This window comes from Streptomyces sp. NPDC030838, assembly GCF_055572035.1.
Genome location: NZ_JBVIED010000002.1, coordinates 525,217 through 548,446 on the forward strand (window position 1 = coordinate 525,217; position 23,230 = coordinate 548,446).

Genomic DNA, 23,230 nt, shown 5'->3' on the forward strand with positions numbered 1-23,230 from the left:
TCCCGTGGGCAGGAGGTACGGGTGGTGAGAAGGGGGAGAGAAGGTTCCTCGGTTCTGCTTCCGAGAGGGCCTCAGGTGGTGCGTTCGCGCAGCACACCGACGAGTTCGCGCACTCCCAGCGGCGCACGAAATCGCCACAAACTTATACCGAATACGCACAATCCCGAGGTGATTGCGACCGCAAGTCCGGTTGTCGTGTCACCAGCCAGCAGCCTGGCCGGAAGCAGCAGCGGCAGCGTGAAGCACAACCCGGTGGCCGTGGCGAGGAGATAGCCGGTGTCGACGACCGTGAAGCCCGGATGCCACCGCACCAGCACGGCCGAGACGAGGTTCTCGACGACGATCGCGGCTCCCCAGGACAAGGCGGCGCCCAGCACGCCCAGCCGGGGAACGGCCAGCACACCGACCGTCAGCTGTACCGCGAACGCGACACCGGTGACCGCGAGATGCCAGGAGCTCTTGCCGGCCATGAGCAGCACCGTCTGGGCGTTCCCCACCCCGACGTTGACCGCCGAGGCGACGCAGAGCACGACCAGCGCGTCCGCCCCCTGTGCGAACTCCGGGCCGAACAGCGACAGGACGGTGCCCGGGAAGCAGGTGAGCAGGGCGAGCAGCGGCCAGGAGAACAGCACGATCCAGCGCGTCGAGACGCGGTGCAGATGGCGGGCCTGCGCCAGGTCGCCCACGGCGAGGAGGCGGCTGATCTCCGGGGCGACGGCGAGGCGGATGGCGAGCTGGAGCAGGGTCGCCGCGACGATGACCCGACCGACGGCGGTGTAGATGCCCGCCTCCTCGCTCGTCGCCATGCTGGACAGCAGGACGACGCCCACCCAGACCGCGCCGATGTCGAAGACGGACGAGATCGCCCGGGGTGCGGCGAACGCCCAGAACCCCTGCCTGGTGTCGGCCTCTTCGGTCCCGGACGGGTGCCCGGGGGCCGTACGGCGGCACCGCCGCAGCGCGAGCCAGGCGATGACGGCCCCGGCCACGGAGGGGGCGAGCCAGGCGGCGGCCAGACTGAGCACTCCCGGTGCGAGCAGGGCGACCGGTACGGCGATCAGCACGCGCAGGACCGGTTTGCCGATCTGCTCGACGCCGACGAACGGTACGACGGTGCCGTACCCCTGGGTGGCCCCCAGCAGGATCAAGGTGACCGTGGCCAGGGGGAGGACCAGGGCGAACAGCCGGACCAGGGTGACCGCGTCGTCCGGGGCGAGGTTCGGCAGCAGCCTGGTGGCCGTCCAGGGCGACAGGAACAGCAGCGCAGCCGCCGCCGTGCTCACCGCGGCCCCCGGCAGCAGGGCGCTGCGCAGCAGTGCGCCCACCTGGCGGCCCCCGCTGGTGGCCAGGTCCCGGGAGACGAAGCGCACCAGCCCCGTGTCGGCGCCCAGCTTGCAGGTGTTGCAGAGGATGGTGAAGACCGCGACGCCGGTGAACACCGCACCCGCCCCGTACGCCCCGAGGGCGCGGGTCACCAGGGCGACCAGGACGTAGCCGAAGACGGCGTTGACCGTGGAGCCCAGGAAGCCCCACCACCCGCCGCGCGCGGTGGCGGCGACCCCGCACCGGGCGGCCGACCCGCCGGCGGCGGCGGGTACGGCCGTTCCGGAGGCGCTCACCGCGAGACGCTGAGCGTGTCGTCCTGCAGGGGTGCGGGCAGCTCCTCGACCAGGTCGTCGGCCGGCGTGGCGGACGGGTCCCGCCGGAGCCGGCGGGGCCAGCCGCCGTCCTTGGTCCGCCGCAGCAGGCCGCGCCGTGCGCCGCGGTCGAGCACCGCGCCCACGATGTGTCCGCCCGCGCAGTCGACCAGCTCGCGGACCCGCTTGAGGTCGTCACGCCGGGAGCGGTCCAGGGCGCCCACCACGAGGACGCCGTCCACGCGCTGGGCCACCGCGAGCCCGTCGGTGTGTTCGAGCAGCGGCCGGGTGACAACGAGCGCCGAGACCTCGGAGCCGGTGAGGGACAGGGTCCGCGTCACCGCGGGGGACGCCGGACCCTCGTCGCCGGCGGTGAGCAGCGCGAACCGCCCGGCCGTACCCGCGTCGACCACCACAGTGCCCTCCGGCGCGCCGACCGGTGCGGCGGCGTCTGCCGCCAGGGGCAGCCGGTCCGGCAGACCGGGTGTGCTCGCGGTGGCGTCCAGCAGCAGTACGTCGTCCCCGGACTCCGCGAAGGCGGCGGCGAGGTTCGCCGCGGCGGTCTCGGCGTTGCGGTCCTGTCGCGGCGCCACCACCAGCAGCGCACCGGGACGGCGCTCGCCGCCGCGCAGCCGGAAGGCGAGGGCCCGGTAGGCCTCCGCGCGGCTGTCGCCGGCCCGGCCGACCCGCAGCTGGTCCTCGTCGTCCGGCTCCGGGCCGGGCAGGATGCCCAGCACCGGGGCGCCCAGCGCGCCCTGCACCTCGCCGACCGAGCGCGCCCGCGGCTCCAGGGCGGAGCGCAGCCAGGCGAGGACGACGCCGAGCAGACCGCCGCCGACCAGACCGAGGCCGATGAGCCACGCGGGGCCCGGCCCGGCGGGCCGCGACGGCGGCTCGGCCCGGCGTACGACATCCCCTCCGGAGGTGTCGTAGGACCGGATGTCCGAAGCCCGCCGCTGCAGGATGCCGATCTGGTCCCGCAGGCCCGCGGTCGAGGCGGACGCCCCGGACTTGGCGTCGGCCTTCTTGGTGAGCGCGGCGATCTGCTGCTCAAGCCCGGCCGTCATCCGCTTCACCATGGCCTTGGTGCGGTCCTGGCGGTCGGCGAGGTAAGCGTCGGCGAACGCGTTGGTCACCCGGGCGGCCCGCTTCGCCGTGCCCGCCGTGTACTCGAACCGGAGCACCTGGGTGTCCGGCGGGTTGGTGACGCGCAGGTTCGCCAGCAGCGCGTCGGCCCGGGAGGGCTGGCCGAGCGTGCGCGCCGCACGGTCCGCGACGGCGGCGCTGAGCGCGATCTGCCGTTCCGTGCCCATGCTCAGCTGGTTGTCGGCGGACACGCCGAAGGTGCTGAACGGGTCCGTTCTGGAGCGGACGAGCACCTCGCTGGTGGAGCTGTAGCTGCCCGCGCGCAGCAGCACCAGCAGCACTCCGCCGAGCAGCCCCAGGACCAGGCCCGCCGCGATGGTCGCGCGGTACCTCAGCAGTCGGCGCAGCTGGTCGCGGAGCTGGTCGGGTTCGTCGTACCGGTCGTCGAAGCGGGTGGGGCTGGTCACGCATGCCTCCTGTGTCCTGGGATGGGAGCGTCGCCCGCCCTGGCGGGCGGTCGCGCCGGGGGCCGGAACGGGGACGACCGCGGGACGGCGCGAGTGGTGATGAAGAGCGGAACCGCGAGGAGCAGCAGCAGGGGCCCGACGATCGCCATCAGGCTGCCGCGCAGGAGAATCAGCTGGTAGAAGGCGAGCGCGGGGACCAGGAGGGCGGCGAGCGTGCCCTGCGTGCCGCCCAGCCGGGCCCGGATGTCGTCCATACGGCGTCCGGCGGCGCCCAGCAGCAGGAAGACGGCGGCGACGCAGGGGGCGCCGCCCCACAGGTAGCCCTCGATCCACAGCGGGGCGGAGAGGTTCTGGAAGTCGTAGCCCGCGTACTGGGCGAGTTCGATGCCCGTGGTCTGCGGTTTCCCGGGCCACAGGGAGCGGGGCACCATGAACAGGACGGGGCCGAGCATCGCCGACGGCGAGAAGCCGTTGTCCCGCACGTAGTCGATGCCGGTCTGCATCTGCTGGAAGGCGTCGTAGTCCATGGTGGTGCTGAACTGCTCCGTCAGGGTCAGCACCTGGACGGCTTCCCGCTCGTCGTAGCGGAAGTAGTCGCTGTACGGGAAGACGAACAGCACCGCGACCGTGACGGCCGCGGCGGCGGCGCGGAACGCCCGGGGGCCGCTGAACCGCCGCCAGGAGAAGAACAGGACCAGCAGGACGGTTCCGGCCCAGAAGCGGGGCCGGCTGATCGGGTTGTTGACGATCACGTTGAGTGCGAGGAGGGCCGGGAGCAGCATCCAGCGCAGGCCGCGCAGCAACCGGTCCCCCGCCGGCAGCCGGGGCAGGTGCATCAGGGCCACCAGGGCCCAGAAGGCGGGCACGGCGACGGCCCACACCCGCAGCGCCCGCGCGGAGTCCCCCTCGGCGCCCGACTGCCGCAGCGCCTGCCTGCTGGTGAAGAACGCCTCCAGGCCGCCGGGCTCCCGGGGGATCAGCACGGCCGCGACGACCAGCGACAGGCCGCCCAGCAGGAGTACGGGCAAGGGCGACAGCCTGCGGGACAGCAGGGGTTCGAGGACGACCGACCCGCTGCCGCGGCGCCGGGCGGCGAGCGCCGCCCCCGCGGTGTAGGCGAGGAGCCCGAGTTCGGTCAGCGCGGCGGCGGCGAAGGCGGTGGAGTCACCGGTGCGGTAGCGGAGCGGGTAGGTGTCGGTGGCGAGCATGGCGAGCGGTGCCAGGCCGAGCCACACATAGGCGAAGAGCCAGAAACCGAACGCGAGGAGGCGCACCGACGCCGAGGTGAGCACCCGGGTGAGCGCTCCCGCGGTGTGCGCCAGGACGACGCACTGCATGGCGAGGGCCGGGCCGAATTGCACGCCGGGAGTGAGCAGGATGAGCGTCGGCAGCAGACCGATCAGGAGAAAGGCCCAGCAGCACACGGCCGCCACGGAACGCTGTCGACTGCCTGGCACCTGCACCCCCGAGGGAACATGCAAACGGAATTGCAAACGGTAATAAAACGGCCACCAAGGGATTTATAGCCCCAAGCTGGGATTATCGACCGTATTCCAAAGGGGTGTTTTGTTTGCCGGAAATTGCTATTACCGCATAATGCGGGCGGTGCGGGCCGCGCCCAGAATTTCCTCGAATCGCGAGGCAAGGTTCTCCAGAGCGAATTCCCGCTCGGCCAGCGCCCGGGCCTCCTTGCCAAGCCGCTCGGCCCGCACCGGGTCGGACAGGACCTCGCGGACCCAGCCGGCGGCCGCGTCCAGCGCGGACTCCTCGGGGGGAAAGACCGCCGAGCCCGCCTCGTGGAGCAGTTTCGCCGCCAGATTGTCCGCCGGCATCAGGCCCAGCACCGGACGTCCGGCGCACAGGTACGACAGCGTCTTGGACGGGACCGAGAACTCCCCGGCGTCCGCCGCCAGCAGCACGACCAGGACGTCGCCCGCGCCCAGCACCTCGGGCAGCCGCTCGTAGGGCTGGAACGGCAGCAGGGTCAGGTCGACGCCGCGGGCGGCGGCGGCCTCCCTCAGGACCGGGACGGCCGGGCCGTCGTTGACGACGACGAGACGGACCTGTTCGCCCTGCTCACGCAGCCGCTCGGCGAGCTGGACGAGCAGGACCGGGTGGTGTTTGAGGCCGAGGGTGCCCGAGTAGAGCACGGTCCGGACGCTGGTGAGGCCGTGCTCCGCCGACCAGGCGTTGGCGCGGGCCACGGGACGGATCTCGTCCAGAGGCGCCCAGTTGGGAATGACCGTGACCTTGCCGGCCGTGCCCCATTCCCGGTGGACCCGCACGAAGGAGTCGGCGATCACCACGATCGCCGAGGCGCGTCGCGCCGCCCACCGCTCGCCCCGCTCGAAGACCCGGGCGGCGACGCCCATCAGCTGCGAGACGCCGGCGGCGGCGAAGGCGCGCAGCGCGACGGCGGTGATGTCCTGGTGCCACAGCACCCAGGGCAGGCGCAGCGCCCTCGCCGTCAGCGCGGCCACGGCCAGGGCGGGGATGGGCAGGTTCCCGAGCAGCGCCACGTCCGGCCGCTCGCGCCGCAGCTGACGGGCCAGTTCGAGCCCCAGCCGGGTCTCCTGGAAGAGGCGGTGGACGTAGGCGTCCTTCCGCAGCACCGTGCGCTCGCCGATGGTGACGAAGCGCAGGCCGTCGGCGGCGTCGGCGGCCAGGTTGCCCTTGCCGGAGACGTAGGCCACGCAGGTGGAGTGCACGACGTCATGGCCGCGACGGGCCAGCTCGCGGCTGAGCTGGGCCTGGAACGGGTGGCCGCTGTAGTCGTGGACGAGGATCTTCATCGGCTGTTCTCCTGCCGGGCGCGGCTCAGCGGGAGGCGAGCTTCACCTGGTCGTAGACCCAGGCGTAGGTCTTCTCCAGGCCGTCGGCGAGGGGAATGGAGGGCTCCCAGCCGTAGAGCTCCTTGACCAGGGTGTTGTCGGAGTTGCGGCCACGCACGCCCTGCGGGGCGTCGAGGTGGTACGTGCGCTCGCAGCGGACGCCCGCGATCTCCTCGACGATGTCGACCAGCTGGTTGATGGTGACCAGCTCGGAGGAGCCCAGGTTGACGGGGATGCTGCTGTCCCCCTTCATGATCATCTGGGTGCCGTGGAGGCAGTCGTCGATGTACATGAAGGACCGGGTCTGCAGGCCGTCGCCCCAGATCTCGATCCGGTGGTCGCCGGAGAGGACCGCCTCCGCGACCTTGCGGCACACGGCCGCCGGAGCCTTCTCCCGGCCGCCGGTCCAGGTGCCGTGCGAGCCGTACACGTTGTGGTAGCGGGCCACGCGGCAGGTGAACCCGTAGTCCTCGCCGAAGTGCCGGCACATGCGCTCGCTGAAGAGCTTCTCCCAGCCGTAGCCGTCCTCGGGCTGCGCCGGGTACGCGTCCTCCTCTTTCAACGCGGTGACGTTCGGGTCGGCCTGCTTCCCGGCGGCGTACACGCACGCGGAGGACGAGTAGAAGTAGCGCTCCACTCCGGCCTCCTGCGCAGCCTTGAGCATGTGGGTGCTGATCAGCACCGACATCATGCAGGCGGCCTTGTTGTTCTCGATGAAGCCCATGCCGCCCATGTCGGCGGCCAGCATGTACACCTGGCGGGCGTCCCGCACGGCCTCGCGGGCGCTGTCGAGCAGCGACAGGTCGGCGACGACGTTCTCGGCCGCGGGGTGCGCCTGCTGCCATTCGTGCAGGGGCTTGATGTCGACGCAACGGACAGTCAGCCCCTGGGACAGGAGGTCGGCGGCGAGGTGCCCGCCGATGAATCCCCCGCCTCCGGCGACGACGACGTCAACGTGCTTGGCCATGGCCTCTCCTTCGAGGAATCCGGAAATCTCCCCCGAAGGCTAAGCACTATTTGTCCGTATTTATGCGATATCGGGCGCGCCTTCGTGTCGCACGGCACCCGATACCTCCGTCCGAGTAGCTCCGGCGAGCTCCCGGAACCACTTGACGAGAAGCGCCGGCAGCAGGATCAGGTGGGCCGCGAACAAAGTGGCGTACAGCGCGAGGAACAGCCGGTCGTTCCCCAGGAAGAAGAAGGTCAGGCACAGCACGCCGTAGTCGAGGGGCAGCAGCCCCATGGCCCGGGCGGCGGAGGGCGGGCGCACCCGGCCGGCGCCCCCGCCGCCGGTCCGGCTGCTCAGCTGTTCCGTCAGAATGCCGCCGAAGAACAGCAGGACGGCTGCGAACTGGAAGGCGACCGGCAGGAGCAGCAGGGCGGGGCTCGACAGGTCGAAGTGGCGGTGGAGGGAGATCAGCACCGCGGCGTGCACGCCGAGGAGTTTCCCGCAGTCCAGGAGGTGGTCGAGCCATTCCCCGCAGCGGCTGGTCGTCCCGTGCAGCCGGGCCAGCTGGCCGTCCGCGGAGTCGAGCGCGAAGCCGAGCAGCAGGGCGAGGGCGACGCACGGCCCGAGGGTGCCGGACGGCGGGCACAGGGCGACCGCGGCGATCGCCGCGAAGGTGACCAGCGCGCTGACGGCGGTCACCCGGTTGGGCGACAGCCCGGCTCGGTGCGCCGCGGCCGCGAGCACCCGCCCGGCCGGACGGTTGACGAACCGTGCGTAGAGGGAGACCCCCCGGGGCGGTTTCTGCGCCTCGGAGAGCCGCCTCAGCGCGCTGGAGAAGTCCATTCGTCTCCTCAACCCTGTACCCCAAGAGGGTGCCGCCGGCCCGGCGGATGCCGTGGCGCCTGGCACAGACGCCCGTAGATCTCCTCCAGCCGGTCCGTCACCGCGTGGACGGAGAAGGCCTCCGCGACGGCGCGGCGGCCCGCTGCCGCGACGGCTTCCCGCCGGCCGTCGTCGGCCAGCAGGCCGCACACCGCGTCGGCCAGCTCCCGGGGGCTGCCGTCGGTGACCACGCCCGCGCCCCGGGCGGCCAGCTCCCCCGCGATGCCGCAGGTGTCGGTGCACACCACGGGGGTCCCGGCGGCCAGCGCCTCGATCAGGGTCATCCCGAACGGCTCGTCCACGCTGGGCAGCACATAGACGGCGGCCCGCGCGTACGCCCGTACCGCCTCGGCGTGCTCCAGAGCGCCGCCGTAGGAGACCACCTCCTCCAGCCCGTGCGCGGCGATGAGCCGAAGCACCTCCGGCAGCGCCCCCTCGTCCGCGCCGTGGAGGGTGAACCGGGCGTCGGGCATCCTCCGGTGCACCAGCGCGGCCATCTCCACGAACGCCTCGGGGCGCTTGCGCGGGTGCAGCCGGGCAAGGAAGAGCACCTGCCGGTCGCGCGGCCGGTGCTCCGCCGCCCCGGGGGCGCCCGGCCGTACCCCGTTCGGGACGGTCAGCAGCGGCGGGCCGTTCTCGCCGACGACTCCGGCCACAGCCCGGCGCTCCTGCTCGGTGAGGACCAGGCAGCCGCGCGCCCGCCGCAGCAGCGGCACGTACACCCGGTCGAAGAGCCGGACGGCGGCCGAGCGCCGGGGCTGGACCATCCCGTGCGTCTGGGCGACGAACCTCGTGCGCCGCAACGCGGCGACGGCGAGCGCGGTGAGGGAGACGAGGTCGCGGCCCGCGTGGATGTGGACCACGTCGGCCCCGCCCATGGCCCGCCACAGGTCCCCGACGAGCAGCGGATGCATGAGCCCCGTGAACCGCCCGGGCAGGAGGGAGCGGGCCGGGCGACTGCGCAGCGGTACCGCGCCGATGCGGGCCGGTGCCGGCCCGGCGCCGCGCCACAGGGCCACCAGCGTGACGTCGTGGCCTCGCGCGGCGCACTCCTCGAGCTGCCCGGCGGCCACACTCGTCGGACCGCCGTACGCTCCGTCGTCGCTGACCAGCGTCACCACGTGGACGACTCTCATGCCGTGGCCCCCGTGGTGACGACCGTGCCCGCGGCGAGGTCGCGGTGGGCGACCGCCGAGGCCCCCAGCACGGCCCCCCGGCCGACGGTGACCCCGCGCAGCACGACGGACCGCGCCGCGATCCAGGCTCCGGGTTCCAGGCGGATGGGTCCGTTGTCGAACTCGAAGGTGGGATGGCGGTGTTGGTGGCTTCCCGTGCACAGCAGCGCGCCCTGGGAGACGCACACATCGCTGCCGATGGTGATCTGCTCCAGGTTGAGCAGCCAGGCGTCCTCACCGATCCAGACATCGTCACCGATGTGCAGCCGCCACGGCCAGTGCACGCGTACGCCGTGCCGGATCAGCACCCGCCGCCCGACCCGCGCGCCGAAGGCCCGCAGCACGGCCGGCCGCCAGCGGGCCGGGAACCACCACTTGACGAACACGAGATGGAGAACGGCGAACCAGACGGCCTGGACGAACAGGGGGCGCCCCTTGTCGTAGCCGGCTCCCGTGAAACCCCGCAGGGAACGCTCCATGGCGGCCCTGAGTTCGGACTCCCCGGCCGGGGTGTCCGTATCGGGCGGCGCTGCCGTCTCTGCCATGGCGATGACCTCTTCCCGATCTGAACGATTTGCGTATTTACGTACGTTGCTGGGCTCTGTCCGGACGAACCAGCACATCAGGGCGTGTTGCGGGCATACTCGACCGCTTGGAAGATCCCTCCGCGCCCGATCGGCCGCACCCCGGCCTCAGTAGGCCCCGCGTCCGTCCAGTACGGCGCGGACCGTGCGGGCCATGACCGTCAGGTCCCAGCTCCACGACCAGTTGTCCACGTACCGCAGGTCGAGGGAGACCGTCTCGTGCCAGGACAGATCGGATCGCCCACTCACCTGCCACAGCCCGGTGAGACCCGGTTTGACGCTCAGCCGGCGCAGCTCGACCTGGTCGTAGCGCGCGACCTCCTCGGGCAGCGGCGGACGGGGGCCGACCAGCGACATGTGGCCGAGCAGGACATTGACCAGCTGGGGAAGTTCGTCGAGCGAGTAGCGGCGCAGGAACCTGCCGACGAGCGTCACCCGTGGGTCCCGGCGCAGCTTGAACATGTGGCCGTCATGCTCGTTCGCCGCCACCAGGTCGCTCTTCATCCGGTCCGCGTCGACGACCATGGTCCGGAACTTCCACATGGGGAACGGCGTCCCGTTCCGGCCGACCCGCGTCTGGCGGTAGATGACCGGGCCGGCGGAGCTCGTCCGCACGGCCAGCGCCAGCAGCGCGAAGAGCGGCGCCAGCGCGGCGAGCAGCAGCACGGCCCCCACCCGGTCCGTGGCGGCCTTCAGCAGGACCGGCAGGCCGCGGCGCGTCGGCGGGGAGACGTGCAGCAGGGTGAGCCCGGCCGCCGACGTCAGCCGTACCCGGCGCCGGGCCACCTCGGTGAGACCCGGCAGCACCATCAGCGGGCGGCCCCGGTCGTGCAGGGCCCAGGACAGCCGGCGCAGCCGGTCACCGGAGAGATGCCGGCCGGTCGCCGCGAAGACCAGGTCGGCGCCGAGCGCCTCGGCCACGTCGGCCACGGGCGCCGCGTTCTCGGCGGCACCGCGCGGCTGGTCGGCCGGGAGCCGCGCGGACACCGGCACGCCGGACTGCACGTCCCCCTCCCCGACCACGCAGGCCCCGACCACCACGTATCCGTGGTCGGTGCGCTCCGCGAGCTGCCCCACCACGGCGTCCACCGTCGGGGCCTCGCCGACCAGGAGCACGCGCCGGAGCCCACGGGCGTGCCGCCGTACGGCCGTCAGCCGCCGGTGGATCGCCTTGCGGCAGACCACGCCGGCCACCAGCGACGGACACAGCAGCAGCGGAACCGCGGCGGGTGCACCGCCGACACCCGGCACGGCGCTCAGCACGGCCAGGACGCCGAGCAGCAGCAGCCAGTCCCGTACGACCGGTCCGACCGGGGCGCCGTCGTCCCAAGCCCACGGTACGTACCGCTTGTTGGCGACGCAGACGAGCACCCAGACGAGGGTGACCGCCAGCGCCTGACGGACCGGGTGGGGCTCTCCTGTGGCGGCGAACGCCACCGCCGCCGGCACCGCCACTCCGGCGGCGTCGGCGCCGACCGCGAGGGGGACGTACCACTCACCTCTCGGGCTCTTGCGCGAGGTGGTCCGGTTCGGCGCGAGAGGGACCGCCTGCCCCGACGCCGCGCTGCTGATCTGCCGCATGGCTCTCCCTGTGACCCCGCCCTCCGACGACGGCTCAGGACGCGCTGGACGCGCTGCGTCGGAGGGGTTGGAGCAGGCCAGACGCTCCATGTGACGGTTATATCAACCTTTTTGCATGCATGTCCTATTTACCTGCCGGTCTGTCGGCCTGTCGGTCCGCCGGTCGAGGGCCCCGCTGGGCAGCACCCTCGCACTCGTCCTTTCCGGTGCTCGCGAACCCCGGATGGCGTAGGTGAGGGGGGCTCGGCGCGTGGCGCCGATCACATTGTGCAAATGATCGGACTGCCCGGTGGCGGACATCTGATCGTTACTCGAATCGCCGATGGACACGGCGCGAGAGTCCGCGGGGGCCATCCAAGACTCAAGGAGGAGTACTCGCATGCGAGTAGCTACCCGTGCAAGGACCGCGTCGCGTCGAGCGAAGCTCGCCTCGCGGTTCGCCGGTGTCGGACTGACCACCGTCGTCGCCCTCGGCCTCGCCGCCGGACCGGCGGCGGCCCAGCCGGGACCGCCCAGCGGGGAGGGCGTCCAGCCCACGGAGGAGGCCGGCAACCCGACCTTCGAGGACCTGGGGTTCGAGTGTGATGACGTCTGGACGGTGAACAACCCGGAGCTGGGCGAGGAGACGTACGAGTTCAACGGCTTCTCGGTCACCATCGACGTCGACGACACCGACGACGGGGAGATCGCCTCGTTCAACATCAACAGCGACCACGTCGCCAGGGCCGTCCTCGTCAAGGGCGGCAACCAGGCCAACCTCTACGACTACGGGACCGGCGGCATCCAGGCCGACACGCTCCTCCACGCACCGCTTGGCGCCGGCCAGGGCGGGAGCGAGTTCCACGACATCAGCCACATCGACTTCTGCGTCTTCCCGGACGGGAACAACACCTGATCATCCACGGCGGCACGGCCTGACCGTCCGTCCGTAGGCCGCCGCTGAGCCGGGGGCCCGGGACGTCCCGGGCCCCCATACGTCTGACAAAGGGAGTCGACATGACACATCCGGGTCGCTCGGTACCGCGCCCGACCCGTAGGGGCTTGGCCGCGCTCGCCGTTGCCGCCCTCCTGGCCGCCGGCTTCGCGGAGCCCGCGTCCGCGGCCATGGCGCCGTCCGCGGCCGCTCCGGCCACGCAGGCCGCCGACGGCGGCGCACCGGCCGGCATCACCAAGCTCTCCGACAACTGGACCCTGCCGTGGGCCATCTCGTTCCTGCCGGACGGCCGCTCCGCGCTGGTGACCGAGAAGCACAAGTCCCAGGTGTTCCGCCTGGGACGAGACGGCTCCAAGAAGCCGATCGGCACCGTGCCGCACTCGGTCATCGGCTCCAACCCGAGCGCGACCGGCGGACTGCTGGGTGTCGCGCCGTCACCGACCTGGAACGGCACGACGGACAAGCGCGTGTTCTTCATGCACACCACGGCCACCGACGCCCGCGTCGTGAGGATGAACTACGACGGCACGTCGCTCACCGGCTACACCACGATCCTCGGCGGGATCCAGTGGAGGGGGAACCACACCGGCGGCAAGATCGCCTTCGGCCCCGACGGATACCTCTACGTGACGACCGCCGACGCCTGGCAGCCGCAACTGGCGCAGAACAAGAACTCCCTCAACGGAAAGATTCTGCGCATCACCAAGACCGGCGCCGCGGCCCCCGGCAACCCGTTCGGCAACCGGGTCTACAGCTACGGGCACCGTAACCCCCAAGGCCTGGCCTGGGACCGCAGCGGCCGGCTGTGGTCGGTGGAGATCGGCCAGGACAAGGCCGACGAACTCAACCTGATCAAGCCCGGCGCCAACTACGGCTGGCCCACCTGCGAGGGGCACTGCACCGCGGCAGGCATGACCAACCCGAAGCGCACCTGGACGCCGGCGGAAGGCACGCCGGCCCAACTCGCCGTCGTACGCAACGTCCTGTACGTGTCGTCGCTGCGCGGCCAGCGCCTGTGGCGCGTCCCGATCGACGGGGACACCGAGCAGGTCGGCACGAAGGCCGCGTTCTACGCCGGTGCCTACGGCCGCCTGCGCGCCATCGCGAAGGTCCCGGGAGCGGACCGGCTGTGGGTGGGCACCAGCGACCGAGGGACCGGCAAGGACAACATCCACCAAGTGACCATCAGGTAATTCCCACATCGAGAAGGGCAGACACGACCCATGAACGAAACCAAGGAACAGATGGAGCCGGTCGGGCAGCACTCCTCGGCAACGACGGAGACCACCTGGCAGACCCCCGAGTTCACGGTCATCGACACCGCCCTCGAAGTCACCGCCTACTCCCTCAACTCCCGCTAGCGGAAAAGCAGGAGCCATGCTGCTGCTGGTTCTCGGTACCGCCGCCGGCGGCGGAATCCCCCAGTGGAACTGCGCGTGCCCCGGATGCACCGGGGCACGCGCACATCCGCGCCGGCGCCGCCGTCACGCCTCGCTCGCCGTGCGGACAGGGGAAGGCCGCTGGTACGTCGTCAACGCGACCCCCGACCTCGGCGACCAGATCGAAGAGCGGCCCGAGCTGCACCCGGGCCCCGGTCCCCGGCAGACGCCCCTCGCCGGAATCGTCCTGACCGACGCCGAACTCGACCACACCCTCGGCATCGCCCGCCTGCGCGAGGCGGACAGCCTCCAGGTGATCGCGGCCCCTCCGGTCCGCCAGGCCCTCCTGGACCGGCTGCGCCTCGGCGACGTCCTGACGCCGTACACCTCCGTGACCTGGCGGGAGCTGCCCCGGCGGGGCGCCGAACCGCTGGACCCGCACCTGAACGAGGGCCTGCGGATCACCGGCATCCCGGTGTCGGGCAAGCGCCCGCGGTACGCCGCCGACGCCCCGGACGACGACGCCTGGGTCGTCGCCCTGCGCCTGTACGACCCGGCCACCGGCGCGACCGCCCTCTACGCCCCCGCCCTGGCCGCCTGGCCGGACCGTCTGCAGCAGGCCGCCGAGGAGGCCGACTGCGTCATCGTGGACGGCACCTTCTGGGACGACGAGGAGCCCCGTCGCACCGGCATCTCCTCCCGCACCGCGACCGGCATGGGCCACCTGCCCATCGACGGACCGGACGGCACGGCCGAACGCCTGGCCGCCCTCCGGGCCCGCTGCCTCTACACGCACCTCAACAACACCAACCCCCTCGTCGACCCGGCGGCACCGCAGCACAAGCGGCTCGCCCGGCTGGGCCTCGAGGTGGCGTACGACGGAATGGTGATCGAGCTGTGACCACGGCACTCGCCCCACTCACCGAGCCCTGGAGTCCCGCGGAGTTCGAGGCCCGCCTCCGCGAGGTCGCGGAGGAGCGGTACCACGACCGCCACCCCTTCAACCTCCGTATGCACAGCGGCGACCTGAGCCCCGCGGAGCTGCGCCGCTGGATCGCCAACCGCTTCCACTACCAGCGCCACATCCCCGTCAAGGACGCCCTGATCACCGCCAAGCTGGACACCCCCGCACTGCGCCGGATGTGGCTGCGCCGTATCCAGGACCACGACGGCCTGGCAGAGGGCGAGGGCGGCATCGAGCGGTGGCTCCGGCTCGGCGAGGCGGCCGGCCTGAACCGCGAGACGCTGGTCCGCGCCGACGACGTACTGCCCGGCGTACGGCTGGCGGTCGACGGCTACGTCAACTTCTGCCGGCTGCGCCCGCCCCTCGAAGCCGTCGCCGCCTCGCTGACCGAACTGTCCGCCCCGGACCTGATGCGCACCCGCATCGACGCCTTCGAGCGCCACTACCCCTGGATCGAGGCGGACGGCCTCACCTACTTCCGCACCCGGGTCGACCAGGGCCGGCGCGACAGCCGCGAGGCGCTCGACCTCGTCCTGGAGTGGGCCCGCACCCGGGACGACCAGGAACGTGCCGTGGCCGCGCTGCGCTTCAAATGCGACGTCCTGTGGTCGCTGCTGGACGCCGTGGACGCGGCGGGCGGCCGCGAGGAGCAGCGGTGACGCGGGCGACCGGGAACGACTGGCGCCCCGCCCTGGCCCCGGGCGCCCTGCGCCGCCACGACCCCGTGCGCGACGCGGTCCTGCTGCTCCTGCCCGAGCGCGTCGGCGTGCTGACCGGACGGGGCGGGGAGGTCGTCGACCTGTGCGACGGCACGCACACCGTGCCCGGGATCGTCGACGCGCTGGCCGAGCGCTTTCCCGGCGCCCCGGTCGCCTCCGAAGTACCCCCGTTCCTCGAACGTCTGCGCAAGGAGGGCTGGCTCCGATGACCACCACCGCTCCGGCCACCGCGCCCGCCCGCCCCTGGGCCCTGCTCGCCGAGCTCACCCACGCCTGCCCCCTGCACTGCGGCTACTGCTCCAACCCGCTGGAGCTGACCCGCCGTTCCCGCGAGCTGAGCACCGAGCGGTGGACGGACGTGATGCGCCAGGCCGGCGAGCTCGGCGTCGTCCACACGCATCTCTCCGGCGGCGAGCCGCTGCTGCGCCTGGACCTGGAGCACATCGTCGCCGCCGCCGAGACGGCCGGGATCTACACCCAGCTGGTCACCAGCGGCGTCGGCCTCGACCGGGCCCGGCTGGCCGCGCTCGCCGACGCCGGACTGCGCAGCGTCCAGCTGTCCGTCCAGCACGCGGACCCGGACGCCTCGGACCGCATCGCCGTACGCCCGGGCTCCTTCGCGCGGAAGGAACGGGCCGCCGCACTCGTACGGTCCGCCGGTCTCCCCCTCGGCCTCAACATCGTCCTGCACCGCGAGAACCTCGACGCCATCGACGCGATGATCGCGCTGGGCGTCTCCTGGGGCGTGGACCGCATCGAGCTGGCCAACACCCAGTTCTACGGTTGGGGGCTGCTCAACCGGGACGCGCTGCTGCCCACCCGCGACCAGCTCTCCCGGGCGCGGGACGCCGTCGAGCGGTGGCGGGAGCGGCTCTCCTCCGCTTCCGGCCCCGACCTGGTCTGGGTCGTCCCCGACTACTTCGACGGCGTCGCCAAGCCGTGCATGGGCGGGTGGGGCGCCGTCTCGCTCACCGTCGCCCCGGACGGCACCGTCCTGCCCTGCCCGGCCGCCGCAGCCCTGCCCGACCTGGACCCGCCGAGCGTCCGCGACCACCCGCTGTCCTGGATCTGGCACCACTCCGCGGCGTTCACCCGCTACCGCGGCACCGGCTGGATGGCCGACCCGTGCCGCAGCTGCTCCCGCCGCGACGAGGACTTCGGCGGCTGCCGCTGCCAGGCCTACGCCCTGACCGGGGACGCCTCCCGTACGGATCCCGCCTGCCGGCTCTCCCCCGACCACGGTCTGGTCCGGGCACTGACCGACGGCACCCCCACCGGCGGTACGAGCGCCGGACCGCCCGGACCACCCGGACCGGTCACACCCCGGACACCCGGGCGCCGCCCGGCCTCCGAGCCGCCCACGCCGCTCAGGCCACCCGCTGAAAGCTCCGCAACCGCGTGAACGACGTCTCCAGCCCCCGCTTCAGCACCCGTGCCGCCGGCCGCTCCACCACCCGGTGCACCAGCCAGCTCAGCACCAGGAACCCGGCGATGACGGCGACGACCAGCAACCGCGGGTCCATCGTGTCGCGCAGGCGGTTGATGAGGGCCGTACCGGCCAGATAGTGCGTCAGATACAGCGGATACGTCAGCGCGCCCGCCGTCGCCAGCCACTTCCAGCGGATCCGGTCCGTGTGGCCGAGCGCCACGGCGACCATGAAGAGCAGGAACACGGTGTAGATCACCACCGCCCCGCGCCAGCTGCTGACCTGCTCGTACGCGACCCGCTCCCCCAGCTCCAGCTGCCCCATCAGCCAGGCCATGGCGAGGATGCCCCACAGGAGCAGGTCCTGGCCGAAGCGGTGCATGAGGTAGAGGGCGAGGCCGGCGATGAAGTACCAGGCGCCGCTCGGGTCGGCGGCCAGGACGAGGAGCGGGAACTTCGACACCGGCGCGAGCATGGCGGCCGCGCCCCAGACGCAGCAGAAGACGACGACCCGGCGGTAGGTCAGGCCCATCGCCACGACGACGAGGAAGAGCAGATAGAAGCGGAGCTCCGACCAGAGGGTCCAGTAGACGAGGTCGACGTTGGGGACGTCGGAGCCCTGCTGGAGCATCGTGAGATTGAACAGCACCTCGCGCAGCGGGAGGCGCTCCCATACGCCCGGGAGGGCCACCAGCACCGCGGTGGTGAACAGGACCGCGAACCAGTACGCCGGGTAGAGCCGGATCACCCGGGAGACGAAGAAGTCCTTCGGGGTGCGGCCCCAGCAGGACATGCAGATCACGAAGCCGCTGATAACGAAGAAGATCTCGACGCCGATCCAGCCGAAGGAGGCCACCCGGAACCAGTTCGGCATGAGGTCGGACACCGGGCGGTCCCAGATGGCGTTGCCGGGCTGGTTCACGCGGTGCGTGCCGACGTAGTGGTGCAGGACCACCAGCAGCGCGGCGACCAGGCGGATGCCGTCGATGACGTAGAGGCGGGGGCGGGTCCGGAGGGACGCGGCGGGACGTGGCGAGGGGGCCGGCCGTGGTGGGCGCTCGGCGACGGCGACGCCGGCCGGGCCTATCGAGATTCCGCTGTGCATCCCCCTCACGCTAGGGGCGCCGAGCGAGCGCCAGACGGGCAGACGAGCACATTTCACACCTGCGGGGCGCGACCCTCACGGACTTCTCGCCGCCGGGACACCCAGGGTTCGCCAAGGATTCCGCGTACGGCAAAGGGGCCCGTACGACCGAAGTCGTACGGGCCCCTTCAGGTGCTCGCAGCTGGAGCTACCGGGTCACGTGACCCTCAAGCAAGCGGAACTTACTTGACGATCTTGGTGACCTGGCCGGCGCCCACGGTCCGGCCACCCTCACGGATGGCGAACTTCAGGCCCTCCTCCATGGCGACGGGCTGGATCAGCTCGACGCGCATCTCGGTGTTGTCGCCCGGCATGACCATCTCGGTGCCCTCGGGGAGGTGCACAACGCCGGTCACGTCCGTGGTACGGAAGTAGAACTGCGGGCGGTAGTTGTTGAAGAACGGGGTGTGGCGGCCACCCTCGTCCTTCGACAGGATGTAGGCCTGGGCCTCGAACTCGGTGTGCGGGGTGACCGAACCCGGCTTGATGATGACCTGGCCGCGCTCGACGTCCTCGCGCTTGATGCCACGGAGGAGCAGACCGACGTTCTCACCGGCCTGGCCCTCGTCGAGCAGCTTGCGGAACATCTCGATGCCGGTGACCGTGGTGGTGGTCTTCTCGGTCTTGATGCCGATGATGTCGACGGTCTCGTTGACCTTCAGGACACCACGCTCGATACGGCCGGTGACGACCGTACCGCGACCGGTGATCGTGAAGACGTCCTCGATCGGCATGAGGAACGGCTTGTCGACGTCGCGCTCCGGCTGCGGGATCGACTCGTCGACGGCGTTCATCAGGTTGAGGACGGAGTCCACCCACTCCTTCTCGCCCTCGAGGGCCTTCAGAGCGGAGACCTTGACGACCGGAACGTCGTCGCCGGGGAACTCGTACTCGGAGAGGAGCTCACGGACCTCGAGCTCGACGAGCTCCAGGATCTCCTCGTCGTCCACCATGTCGGCCTTGTTCAGGGCGACCACGATGTACGGAACGCCGACCTGGCGGGCCAGGAGCACGTGCTCCTTGGTCTGCGGCATCGGGCCGTCGGTGGCGGCGACCACGAGGATGGCGCCGTCCATCTGCGCCGCACCCGTGATCATGTTCTTGATGTAGTCCGCGTGACCCGGGCAGTCGACGTGGGCGTAGTGACGCGCCTCGGTCTGGTACTCGACGTGCGCGATGGAGATGGTGATACCGCGCTGACGCTCCTCAGGAGCCTTGTCGATGTTGTCGAACGGGGTGGCCTCGTTCAGGTCCGGGTACGCGTCGTGCAGCACCTTGGTAATGGCGGCCGTGAGGGTCGTCTTACCGTGGTCGATGTGACCGATGGTGCCGATGTTGACGTGCGGCTTAGTCCGCTCGAACTTCGCCTTCGCCACTGGGGTCCTCCTGTGGAGTGGTTCTGTACGCCTTACTTCATCGGCGCCAGGTGATCTTTGCTGTTAAAGCCCGGAACCCGGGGCAAACATCCGTGTTTGCGGGTGTTTGCCCCTTGAGGCTCCGGAGTCAAGCCTAAAGCGTGGGAACGCGGTGCGTTACTCGCCCTTGGCCTTCGCGATGATCTCCTCGGCGACGTTCCGCGGAACCTCGGCGTAGGAGTCGAACTGCATCGAGTAGCTTGCGCGACCCGACGTCTTGCTGCGGAGGTCTCCGACGTAGCCGAACATCTCCGACAGGGGCACGAGGCCCTTCACGACGCGGGCACCGGCCCGCTCCTCCATGGCCTGGATCTGGCCACGGCGGGAGTTGATGTCGCCGATGACCTCACCCATGTAGTCCTCGGGCGTGGTGACCTCGACGGCCATCATCGGCTCCAGGAGCACGGGCGAAGCCTTGCGCGCGGCCTCCTTGAAGGCCTGCGAACCGGCGATCTTGAACGCGAGCTCGGAGGAGTCCACCTCGTGGTAGGCACCGTCGAGCAGCGTGACACGCACGCCGGTCATCTCGTAACCGGCGAGGATGCCGAACTGCATGGCCTCCTGGCAGCCGGCGTCGACCGAGGGGATGTACTCCTTCGGGATACGACCACCAGTGACCTGGTTGACGAACTCGTAGGAGGCGTCGCCGCTCTCGATCGGCTCGACCGAGATGATGACGCGGCCGAACTGGCCGGTACCACCGGTCTGCTTCTTGTGGGTGTACTCGACCTTCTCGACCGACTTGCGGATGGTCTCGCGGTACGCCACCTGCGGCTTGCCGACGTTGGCCTCGACCTTGAACTCACGGCGCATACGGTCGACCAGCACCTCGAGGTGCAGCTCGCCCATACCACCGATGATGGTCTGGCCGGTCTCCTCGTCCGAGTGGACCTGGAAGGACGGGTCCTCCTCGGCCAGGCGCTGGATCGCGACGCCCAGCTTCTCCTGGTCGCCCTTCGACTTGGGCTCGATGGCGACCTGGATGACCGGCGCCGGGAAGTCCATGGACTCCAGGATGACCGGCGACTTGTCGTCGCACAGCGTCTCACCGGTGGTGGTCTGCTTCAGGCCCATGACGGCGACGATGTCGCCGGCGCCCACCGACTCGATCTCCTCACGCTTGTTGGCGTGCATGCGGTAGATCTTGCCGATGCGCTCCTTGCGGCCCTTGACGGAGTTCAGCACGGCGGTGCCGGACTCCAGGCGGCCGGAGTACACGCGGACGAAGGTCAGCTTGCCGAGGTGCGGGTCGCTCATGATCTTGAACGCCAGCGCCGACAGCGGCTCCTCGTCGGAGGGCTTGCGCTTGATGACCGTCTCCGGGTCCTTGACGTCGTGGCCCTCGATGGCCTCGATGTCGACCGGCGACGGCAGGTAGCGCACGACCGCGTCGAGCAGGGGCTGAACACCCTTGTTCTTGAACGCGGTGCCGCAGAAGACCGGGGTCACCGTGGTGCCCTGGCCCTTGCCGGAAGCGATCGTGATACGGCGGATGGCCGCGTACAGCTGCTCCTCGGTGGGCTCCTGGCCCTCCAGGTACAGCTCCATGATCTCTTCGTCGTTCTCGGCGACGGCCTCGAGCAGCTTGCCGCGCCACTCCTCGGCGGCCTCGGTGTGCGTGGCCGGGATGTCGACGACGTCGTACATCTCGCCCTTGGTCGCCTCGGCGGACCACACGAGCGCCTTCATGCGGACCAGGTCCACGACACCCTTGAAGTCGGCCTCGGCGCCGATCGGCAGCTGCATCACGATCGGCTGGGCACCCAGCCGGTCGGTGATCATGTCGACGCAGCGGTGGAACTCGGCACCGGTGCGGTCGAGCTTGTTCACGAAGCAGATACGCGGAACGCCGTAGCGGTCCGCCTGACGCCACACCGTCTCGGACTGGGGCTCAACGCCGGCGACGCCGTCGAACACCGTCACGGCACCGTCGAGCACGCGCAGCGAACGCTCCACCTCGACGGTGAAGTCGACGTGGCCCGGCGTGTCGATGATGTTGATGGTGTGGTCGACGTTCTCCAGCGGCCAGTGGCAGGTGGTGGCAGCAGAGGTGATCGTGATGCCACGCTCCTGCTCCTGCTCCATCCAGTCCATGGTGGCAGCGCCGTCGTGGACCTCACCGATCTTGTAGGACACACCGGTGTAGAACAGGATCCGCTCGGTGGTGGTCGTCTTGCCCGCGTCGATGTGGGCCATGATGCCGATGTTGCGCACCCTGGCCAGGTCAAGCGAAGTGGTAGCCATAAGGCTTCAGTCTTCTCTCGGTTCTCGATGGGGTAGCGACTACCAGCGGTAGTGCGCGAAGGCCTTGTTGGACTCGGCCATCTTGTGCGTGTCCTCGCGCTTCTTCACAGCGGCACCCAGGCCGTTGCTGGCGTCGAGGAGCTCGTTGAGCAGACGCTCGGTCATGGTCTTCTCGCGACGGGCGCGGGAGTAACCGACCAGCCAGCGCAGCGCCAGGGTGTTGGCACGGCCGGGCTTGACCTCGACCGGAACCTGGTAGGTGGCGCCACCGACACGGCGGGACTTGACCTCGAGGGTCGGCTTGATGTTCTCGAGAGCGCGCTTCAGCGTGATGACCGGGTCGTTGCCGGTCTTCTCGCGCAGGCCCTCCATGGCGCCGTAGACGATGCGCTCGGCGGTGGAGCGCTTGCCGTTCAGCAGCACCTTGTTGATCAGGGAGGTCACCAGAGGAGAGCCGTAGACCGGGTCGACGATGACCGGGCGCTTCGGGGCGGGGCCCTTACGAGGCATTCTTACTTCTCCTTCTTGGCGCCGTAACGGCTGCGAGCCTGCTTGCGGTTCTTGACACCCTGGGTGTCGAGCGAACCGCGGATGATCTTGTAGCGAACACCCGGCAGGTCCTTCACACGGCCGCCGCGCACGAGCACGATGGAGTGCTCCTGCAGGTTGTGTCCCTCACCCGGAATGTAGGCCGTGACCTCGATCCCGCTGGTCAGACGCACACGCGCGACCTTGCGGAGGGCCGAGTTCGGCTTCTTCGGGGTGGTCGTGAACACACGCGTGCAGACGCCACGACGCTGAGGGGAACCCTCGAGTGCGGGCGTCTTGTTCTTCTCGACCTTGTCCTGCCGGCCCTTGCGGACCAGCTGCTGGATCGTAGGCACTACTTCTCCGGTTTCTGTGTGCCGATGGGTACAGCTAACCTGGAACGTCGCCGACCCACGCGGTCGGGTGTGTCGAATCCCGCGGACTCCCGCCGCAAGGCAGAAAGAGGCGCAGATTTCGGTGGCCGTTCACGGCTCTCGATGCGGTTGAAGGCACGCAGGAGAGCCAAGGCACACCCCAGGCACAAGGTCTGAGCGTACCTATCGCATTCGCTGCGGTCAAAACAAATGGGCCCCGGCCACCCCGCCCTGCGGGCCATGTCAAGCCCCCGAGCCGCAAGTGATCTTCGAATCGGCGGCAGGTGTCCGTTTCGCTCACTTTTCCACACCCTCTGGGCGGCTCAGCCGGCCGCGATGGACACCGCGGTCAGCAACACGAGGACGAGTGCCCATGCGGCGGTGGACAACCACCCGAGGACGAGCCCGGTCAGCGCCAGAGCGTCACCGCCCTCCCCGGTGCGGTCGATCTCCGACCGCGCCGCGTGCCCCAGCACCACGGCGGGGATCCCGGTCAGCCCGAAGGTCGGCACACACAGCAGCCCGCAGACGGCGGCACCCACGGCCTTCCCGTTCGTCCGCGCCCGCGGCGCCGGGAGAAACGCCCGCGGCACGACCGCCTGAACGGGCACAGACTGCGGCACAGGCCCCTGCGGCAGATCGGCGACGAGCAGGGCCAGCTCCCCCACCGTTCGCGCGGCATACGCCCGCCCGACCCGCTTCTCGAACTCCTCCCGCGCCATGCGCCCCTCACCGAACCCCGCCCGGAGCACGTCGACGGCGCGTTCCCGGTCGGCGTGGGAGGCGAGCAGCGACGGCTCACCGCGGCCCTGCCAGGGCTGCCACGACGGATACGGCAACTGCGACACGGGCACCTCCTCCCGAAACGCCGGAGTCCCTCCATGATGCGCCGAACCGCCCTTTCCGGCATC

The 23,230-nt window shown here is 70.9% G+C and carries 22 protein-coding genes; 7 read left to right on the forward strand and 15 right to left on the reverse strand.

The window, feature by feature from the left end; genetic code table 11:
* Positions 1–71 precede the first annotated feature (71 nt).
* The 9 genes from ACZ42A_RS09485 to ACZ42A_RS09525 all read right to left on the reverse strand — a co-directional run bounded on the left by ACZ42A_RS09485 (position 72) and on the right by ACZ42A_RS09525 (position 11,192).
* Positions 72–1,619, reverse strand: a complete 1,548-nt coding sequence (locus ACZ42A_RS09485; RefSeq protein ID WP_468526574.1) for an oligosaccharide flippase family protein — start codon at positions 1,617–1,619, stop codon at positions 72–74.
* On the reverse strand, positions 1,616–3,190 hold the full coding sequence (locus ACZ42A_RS09490; RefSeq protein ID WP_468526575.1) for a hypothetical protein: 1,575 nt from the start codon (positions 3,188–3,190) through the stop codon (positions 1,616–1,618). Before ACZ42A_RS09490 ends, ACZ42A_RS09485 begins: the two co-directional genes overlap by 4 nt.
* On the reverse strand, positions 3,187–4,647 hold the full coding sequence (locus tag ACZ42A_RS09495; protein ID WP_468526576.1) for a hypothetical protein: 1,461 nt from the start codon (positions 4,645–4,647) through the stop codon (positions 3,187–3,189). The genes ACZ42A_RS09490 and ACZ42A_RS09495 overlap by 4 nt, the downstream gene beginning before the upstream one ends.
* A 129-nt stretch (positions 4,648–4,776) precedes the next feature.
* The gene (locus tag ACZ42A_RS09500) at positions 4,777–5,982 is read right to left on the reverse strand and encodes a glycosyltransferase family 4 protein (RefSeq protein WP_468526577.1); all 1,206 of its coding nucleotides are present in this window, start codon (positions 5,980–5,982) and stop codon (positions 4,777–4,779) included.
* Between the two features lie 25 nt (positions 5,983–6,007).
* Positions 6,008–6,988 carry an NAD-dependent epimerase/dehydratase family protein gene (locus ACZ42A_RS09505; protein WP_468526578.1) on the reverse strand — a complete coding sequence of 327 codons (981 nt, stop codon included), beginning with the start codon at positions 6,986–6,988 and terminating at the stop codon, positions 6,008–6,010.
* 60 nt (positions 6,989–7,048) lie between these two features.
* On the reverse strand, positions 7,049–7,813 hold the full coding sequence (locus ACZ42A_RS09510) for a CDP-alcohol phosphatidyltransferase family protein (RefSeq protein ID WP_468526579.1): 765 nt from the start codon (positions 7,811–7,813) through the stop codon (positions 7,049–7,051).
* 8 nt (positions 7,814–7,821) lie between these two features.
* Positions 7,822–8,988 carry a glycosyltransferase gene (locus ACZ42A_RS09515; protein WP_468526580.1) on the reverse strand — a complete coding sequence of 389 codons (1,167 nt, stop codon included), beginning with the start codon at positions 8,986–8,988 and terminating at the stop codon, positions 7,822–7,824.
* Positions 8,985–9,506, reverse strand: coding sequence for an LbetaH domain-containing protein (locus ACZ42A_RS09520; protein WP_468526778.1), 522 nt, complete (start codon positions 9,504–9,506; stop codon positions 8,985–8,987). Before ACZ42A_RS09520 ends, ACZ42A_RS09515 begins: the two co-directional genes overlap by 4 nt.
* Before the next feature lie 213 nt (positions 9,507–9,719).
* The gene (locus ACZ42A_RS09525; protein ID WP_468526581.1) at positions 9,720–11,192 is read right to left on the reverse strand and encodes a sugar transferase; all 1,473 of its coding nucleotides are present in this window, start codon (positions 11,190–11,192) and stop codon (positions 9,720–9,722) included.
* A gap of 379 nt (positions 11,193–11,571) precedes the next feature.
* Between ACZ42A_RS09525 and ACZ42A_RS09530 the strand changes: the two genes are divergently transcribed.
* The 7 genes from ACZ42A_RS09530 (at position 11,572) to pqqE (ending at position 16,590) form a co-directional block, all read left to right on the forward strand.
* Complete coding sequence (locus ACZ42A_RS09530; RefSeq protein ID WP_468526582.1) at positions 11,572–12,087, forward strand: hypothetical protein; 516 nt, start codon at positions 11,572–11,574, stop codon at positions 12,085–12,087.
* A gap of 101 nt (positions 12,088–12,188) precedes the next feature.
* Positions 12,189–13,319 carry a PQQ-dependent sugar dehydrogenase gene (locus tag ACZ42A_RS09535; RefSeq protein WP_468526583.1) on the forward strand — a complete coding sequence of 377 codons (1,131 nt, stop codon included), beginning with the start codon at positions 12,189–12,191 and terminating at the stop codon, positions 13,317–13,319.
* Between the two features lie 30 nt (positions 13,320–13,349).
* On the forward strand, positions 13,350–13,487 hold the full coding sequence (pqqA, locus tag ACZ42A_RS09540) for a pyrroloquinoline quinone precursor peptide PqqA (protein WP_468526584.1): 138 nt from the start codon (positions 13,350–13,352) through the stop codon (positions 13,485–13,487).
* A 16-nt stretch (positions 13,488–13,503) separates the two neighbouring features.
* Positions 13,504–14,406 carry a pyrroloquinoline quinone biosynthesis protein PqqB gene (pqqB, locus tag ACZ42A_RS09545; protein ID WP_468526585.1) on the forward strand — a complete coding sequence of 301 codons (903 nt, stop codon included), beginning with the start codon at positions 13,504–13,506 and terminating at the stop codon, positions 14,404–14,406.
* Entirely contained in the window at positions 14,403–15,128 is a 726-nt protein-coding gene (pqqC, locus tag ACZ42A_RS09550; RefSeq protein WP_468526586.1) for a pyrroloquinoline-quinone synthase PqqC, read from the forward strand. Before pqqB ends, pqqC begins: the two co-directional genes overlap by 4 nt.
* The gene (pqqD, locus tag ACZ42A_RS09555; RefSeq protein WP_468526587.1) at positions 15,125–15,397 is read left to right on the forward strand and encodes a pyrroloquinoline quinone biosynthesis peptide chaperone PqqD; all 273 of its coding nucleotides are present in this window, start codon (positions 15,125–15,127) and stop codon (positions 15,395–15,397) included. Before pqqC ends, pqqD begins: the two co-directional genes overlap by 4 nt.
* On the forward strand, positions 15,394–16,590 hold the full coding sequence (gene pqqE / locus ACZ42A_RS09560) for a pyrroloquinoline quinone biosynthesis protein PqqE (RefSeq protein ID WP_468526588.1): 1,197 nt from the start codon (positions 15,394–15,396) through the stop codon (positions 16,588–16,590). Before pqqD ends, pqqE begins: the two co-directional genes overlap by 4 nt.
* On the opposite strand, the gene ACZ42A_RS09565 is transcribed toward pqqE, so the two are convergent.
* The 6 genes from ACZ42A_RS09565 to ACZ42A_RS09590 all read right to left on the reverse strand — a co-directional run bounded on the left by ACZ42A_RS09565 (position 16,556) and on the right by ACZ42A_RS09590 (position 23,167).
* Positions 16,556–17,719 (reverse strand): acyltransferase family protein, encoded by a 1,164-nt coding sequence (locus ACZ42A_RS09565; RefSeq protein ID WP_468526589.1) that lies wholly within the window; start codon positions 17,717–17,719, stop codon positions 16,556–16,558. The genes pqqE and ACZ42A_RS09565 overlap by 35 nt on opposite strands.
* Before the next feature lie 221 nt (positions 17,720–17,940).
* Complete coding sequence (tuf, locus tag ACZ42A_RS09570; protein ID WP_468208286.1) at positions 17,941–19,134, reverse strand: elongation factor Tu; 1,194 nt, start codon at positions 19,132–19,134, stop codon at positions 17,941–17,943.
* A gap of 156 nt (positions 19,135–19,290) precedes the next feature.
* Positions 19,291–21,417 carry an elongation factor G gene (gene fusA, locus ACZ42A_RS09575; protein ID WP_468526590.1) on the reverse strand — a complete coding sequence of 709 codons (2,127 nt, stop codon included), beginning with the start codon at positions 21,415–21,417 and terminating at the stop codon, positions 19,291–19,293.
* Positions 21,418–21,456: 39 nt separating this feature from the next.
* Complete coding sequence (rpsG, locus tag ACZ42A_RS09580) at positions 21,457–21,927, reverse strand: 30S ribosomal protein S7 (protein WP_029386961.1); 471 nt, start codon at positions 21,925–21,927, stop codon at positions 21,457–21,459.
* 2 nt (positions 21,928–21,929) lie between these two features.
* Positions 21,930–22,301: a 30S ribosomal protein S12 gene (rpsL, locus tag ACZ42A_RS09585; protein ID WP_003948652.1), complete on the reverse strand. Its 372-nt coding sequence runs from the start codon at positions 22,299–22,301 to the stop codon at positions 21,930–21,932.
* Positions 22,302–22,642: 341 nt separating this feature from the next.
* Complete coding sequence (locus ACZ42A_RS09590; RefSeq protein WP_468526591.1) at positions 22,643–23,167, reverse strand: DUF1707 and DUF4190 domain-containing protein; 525 nt, start codon at positions 23,165–23,167, stop codon at positions 22,643–22,645.
* Between the last annotated feature and the right edge of the window lie 63 nt (positions 23,168–23,230).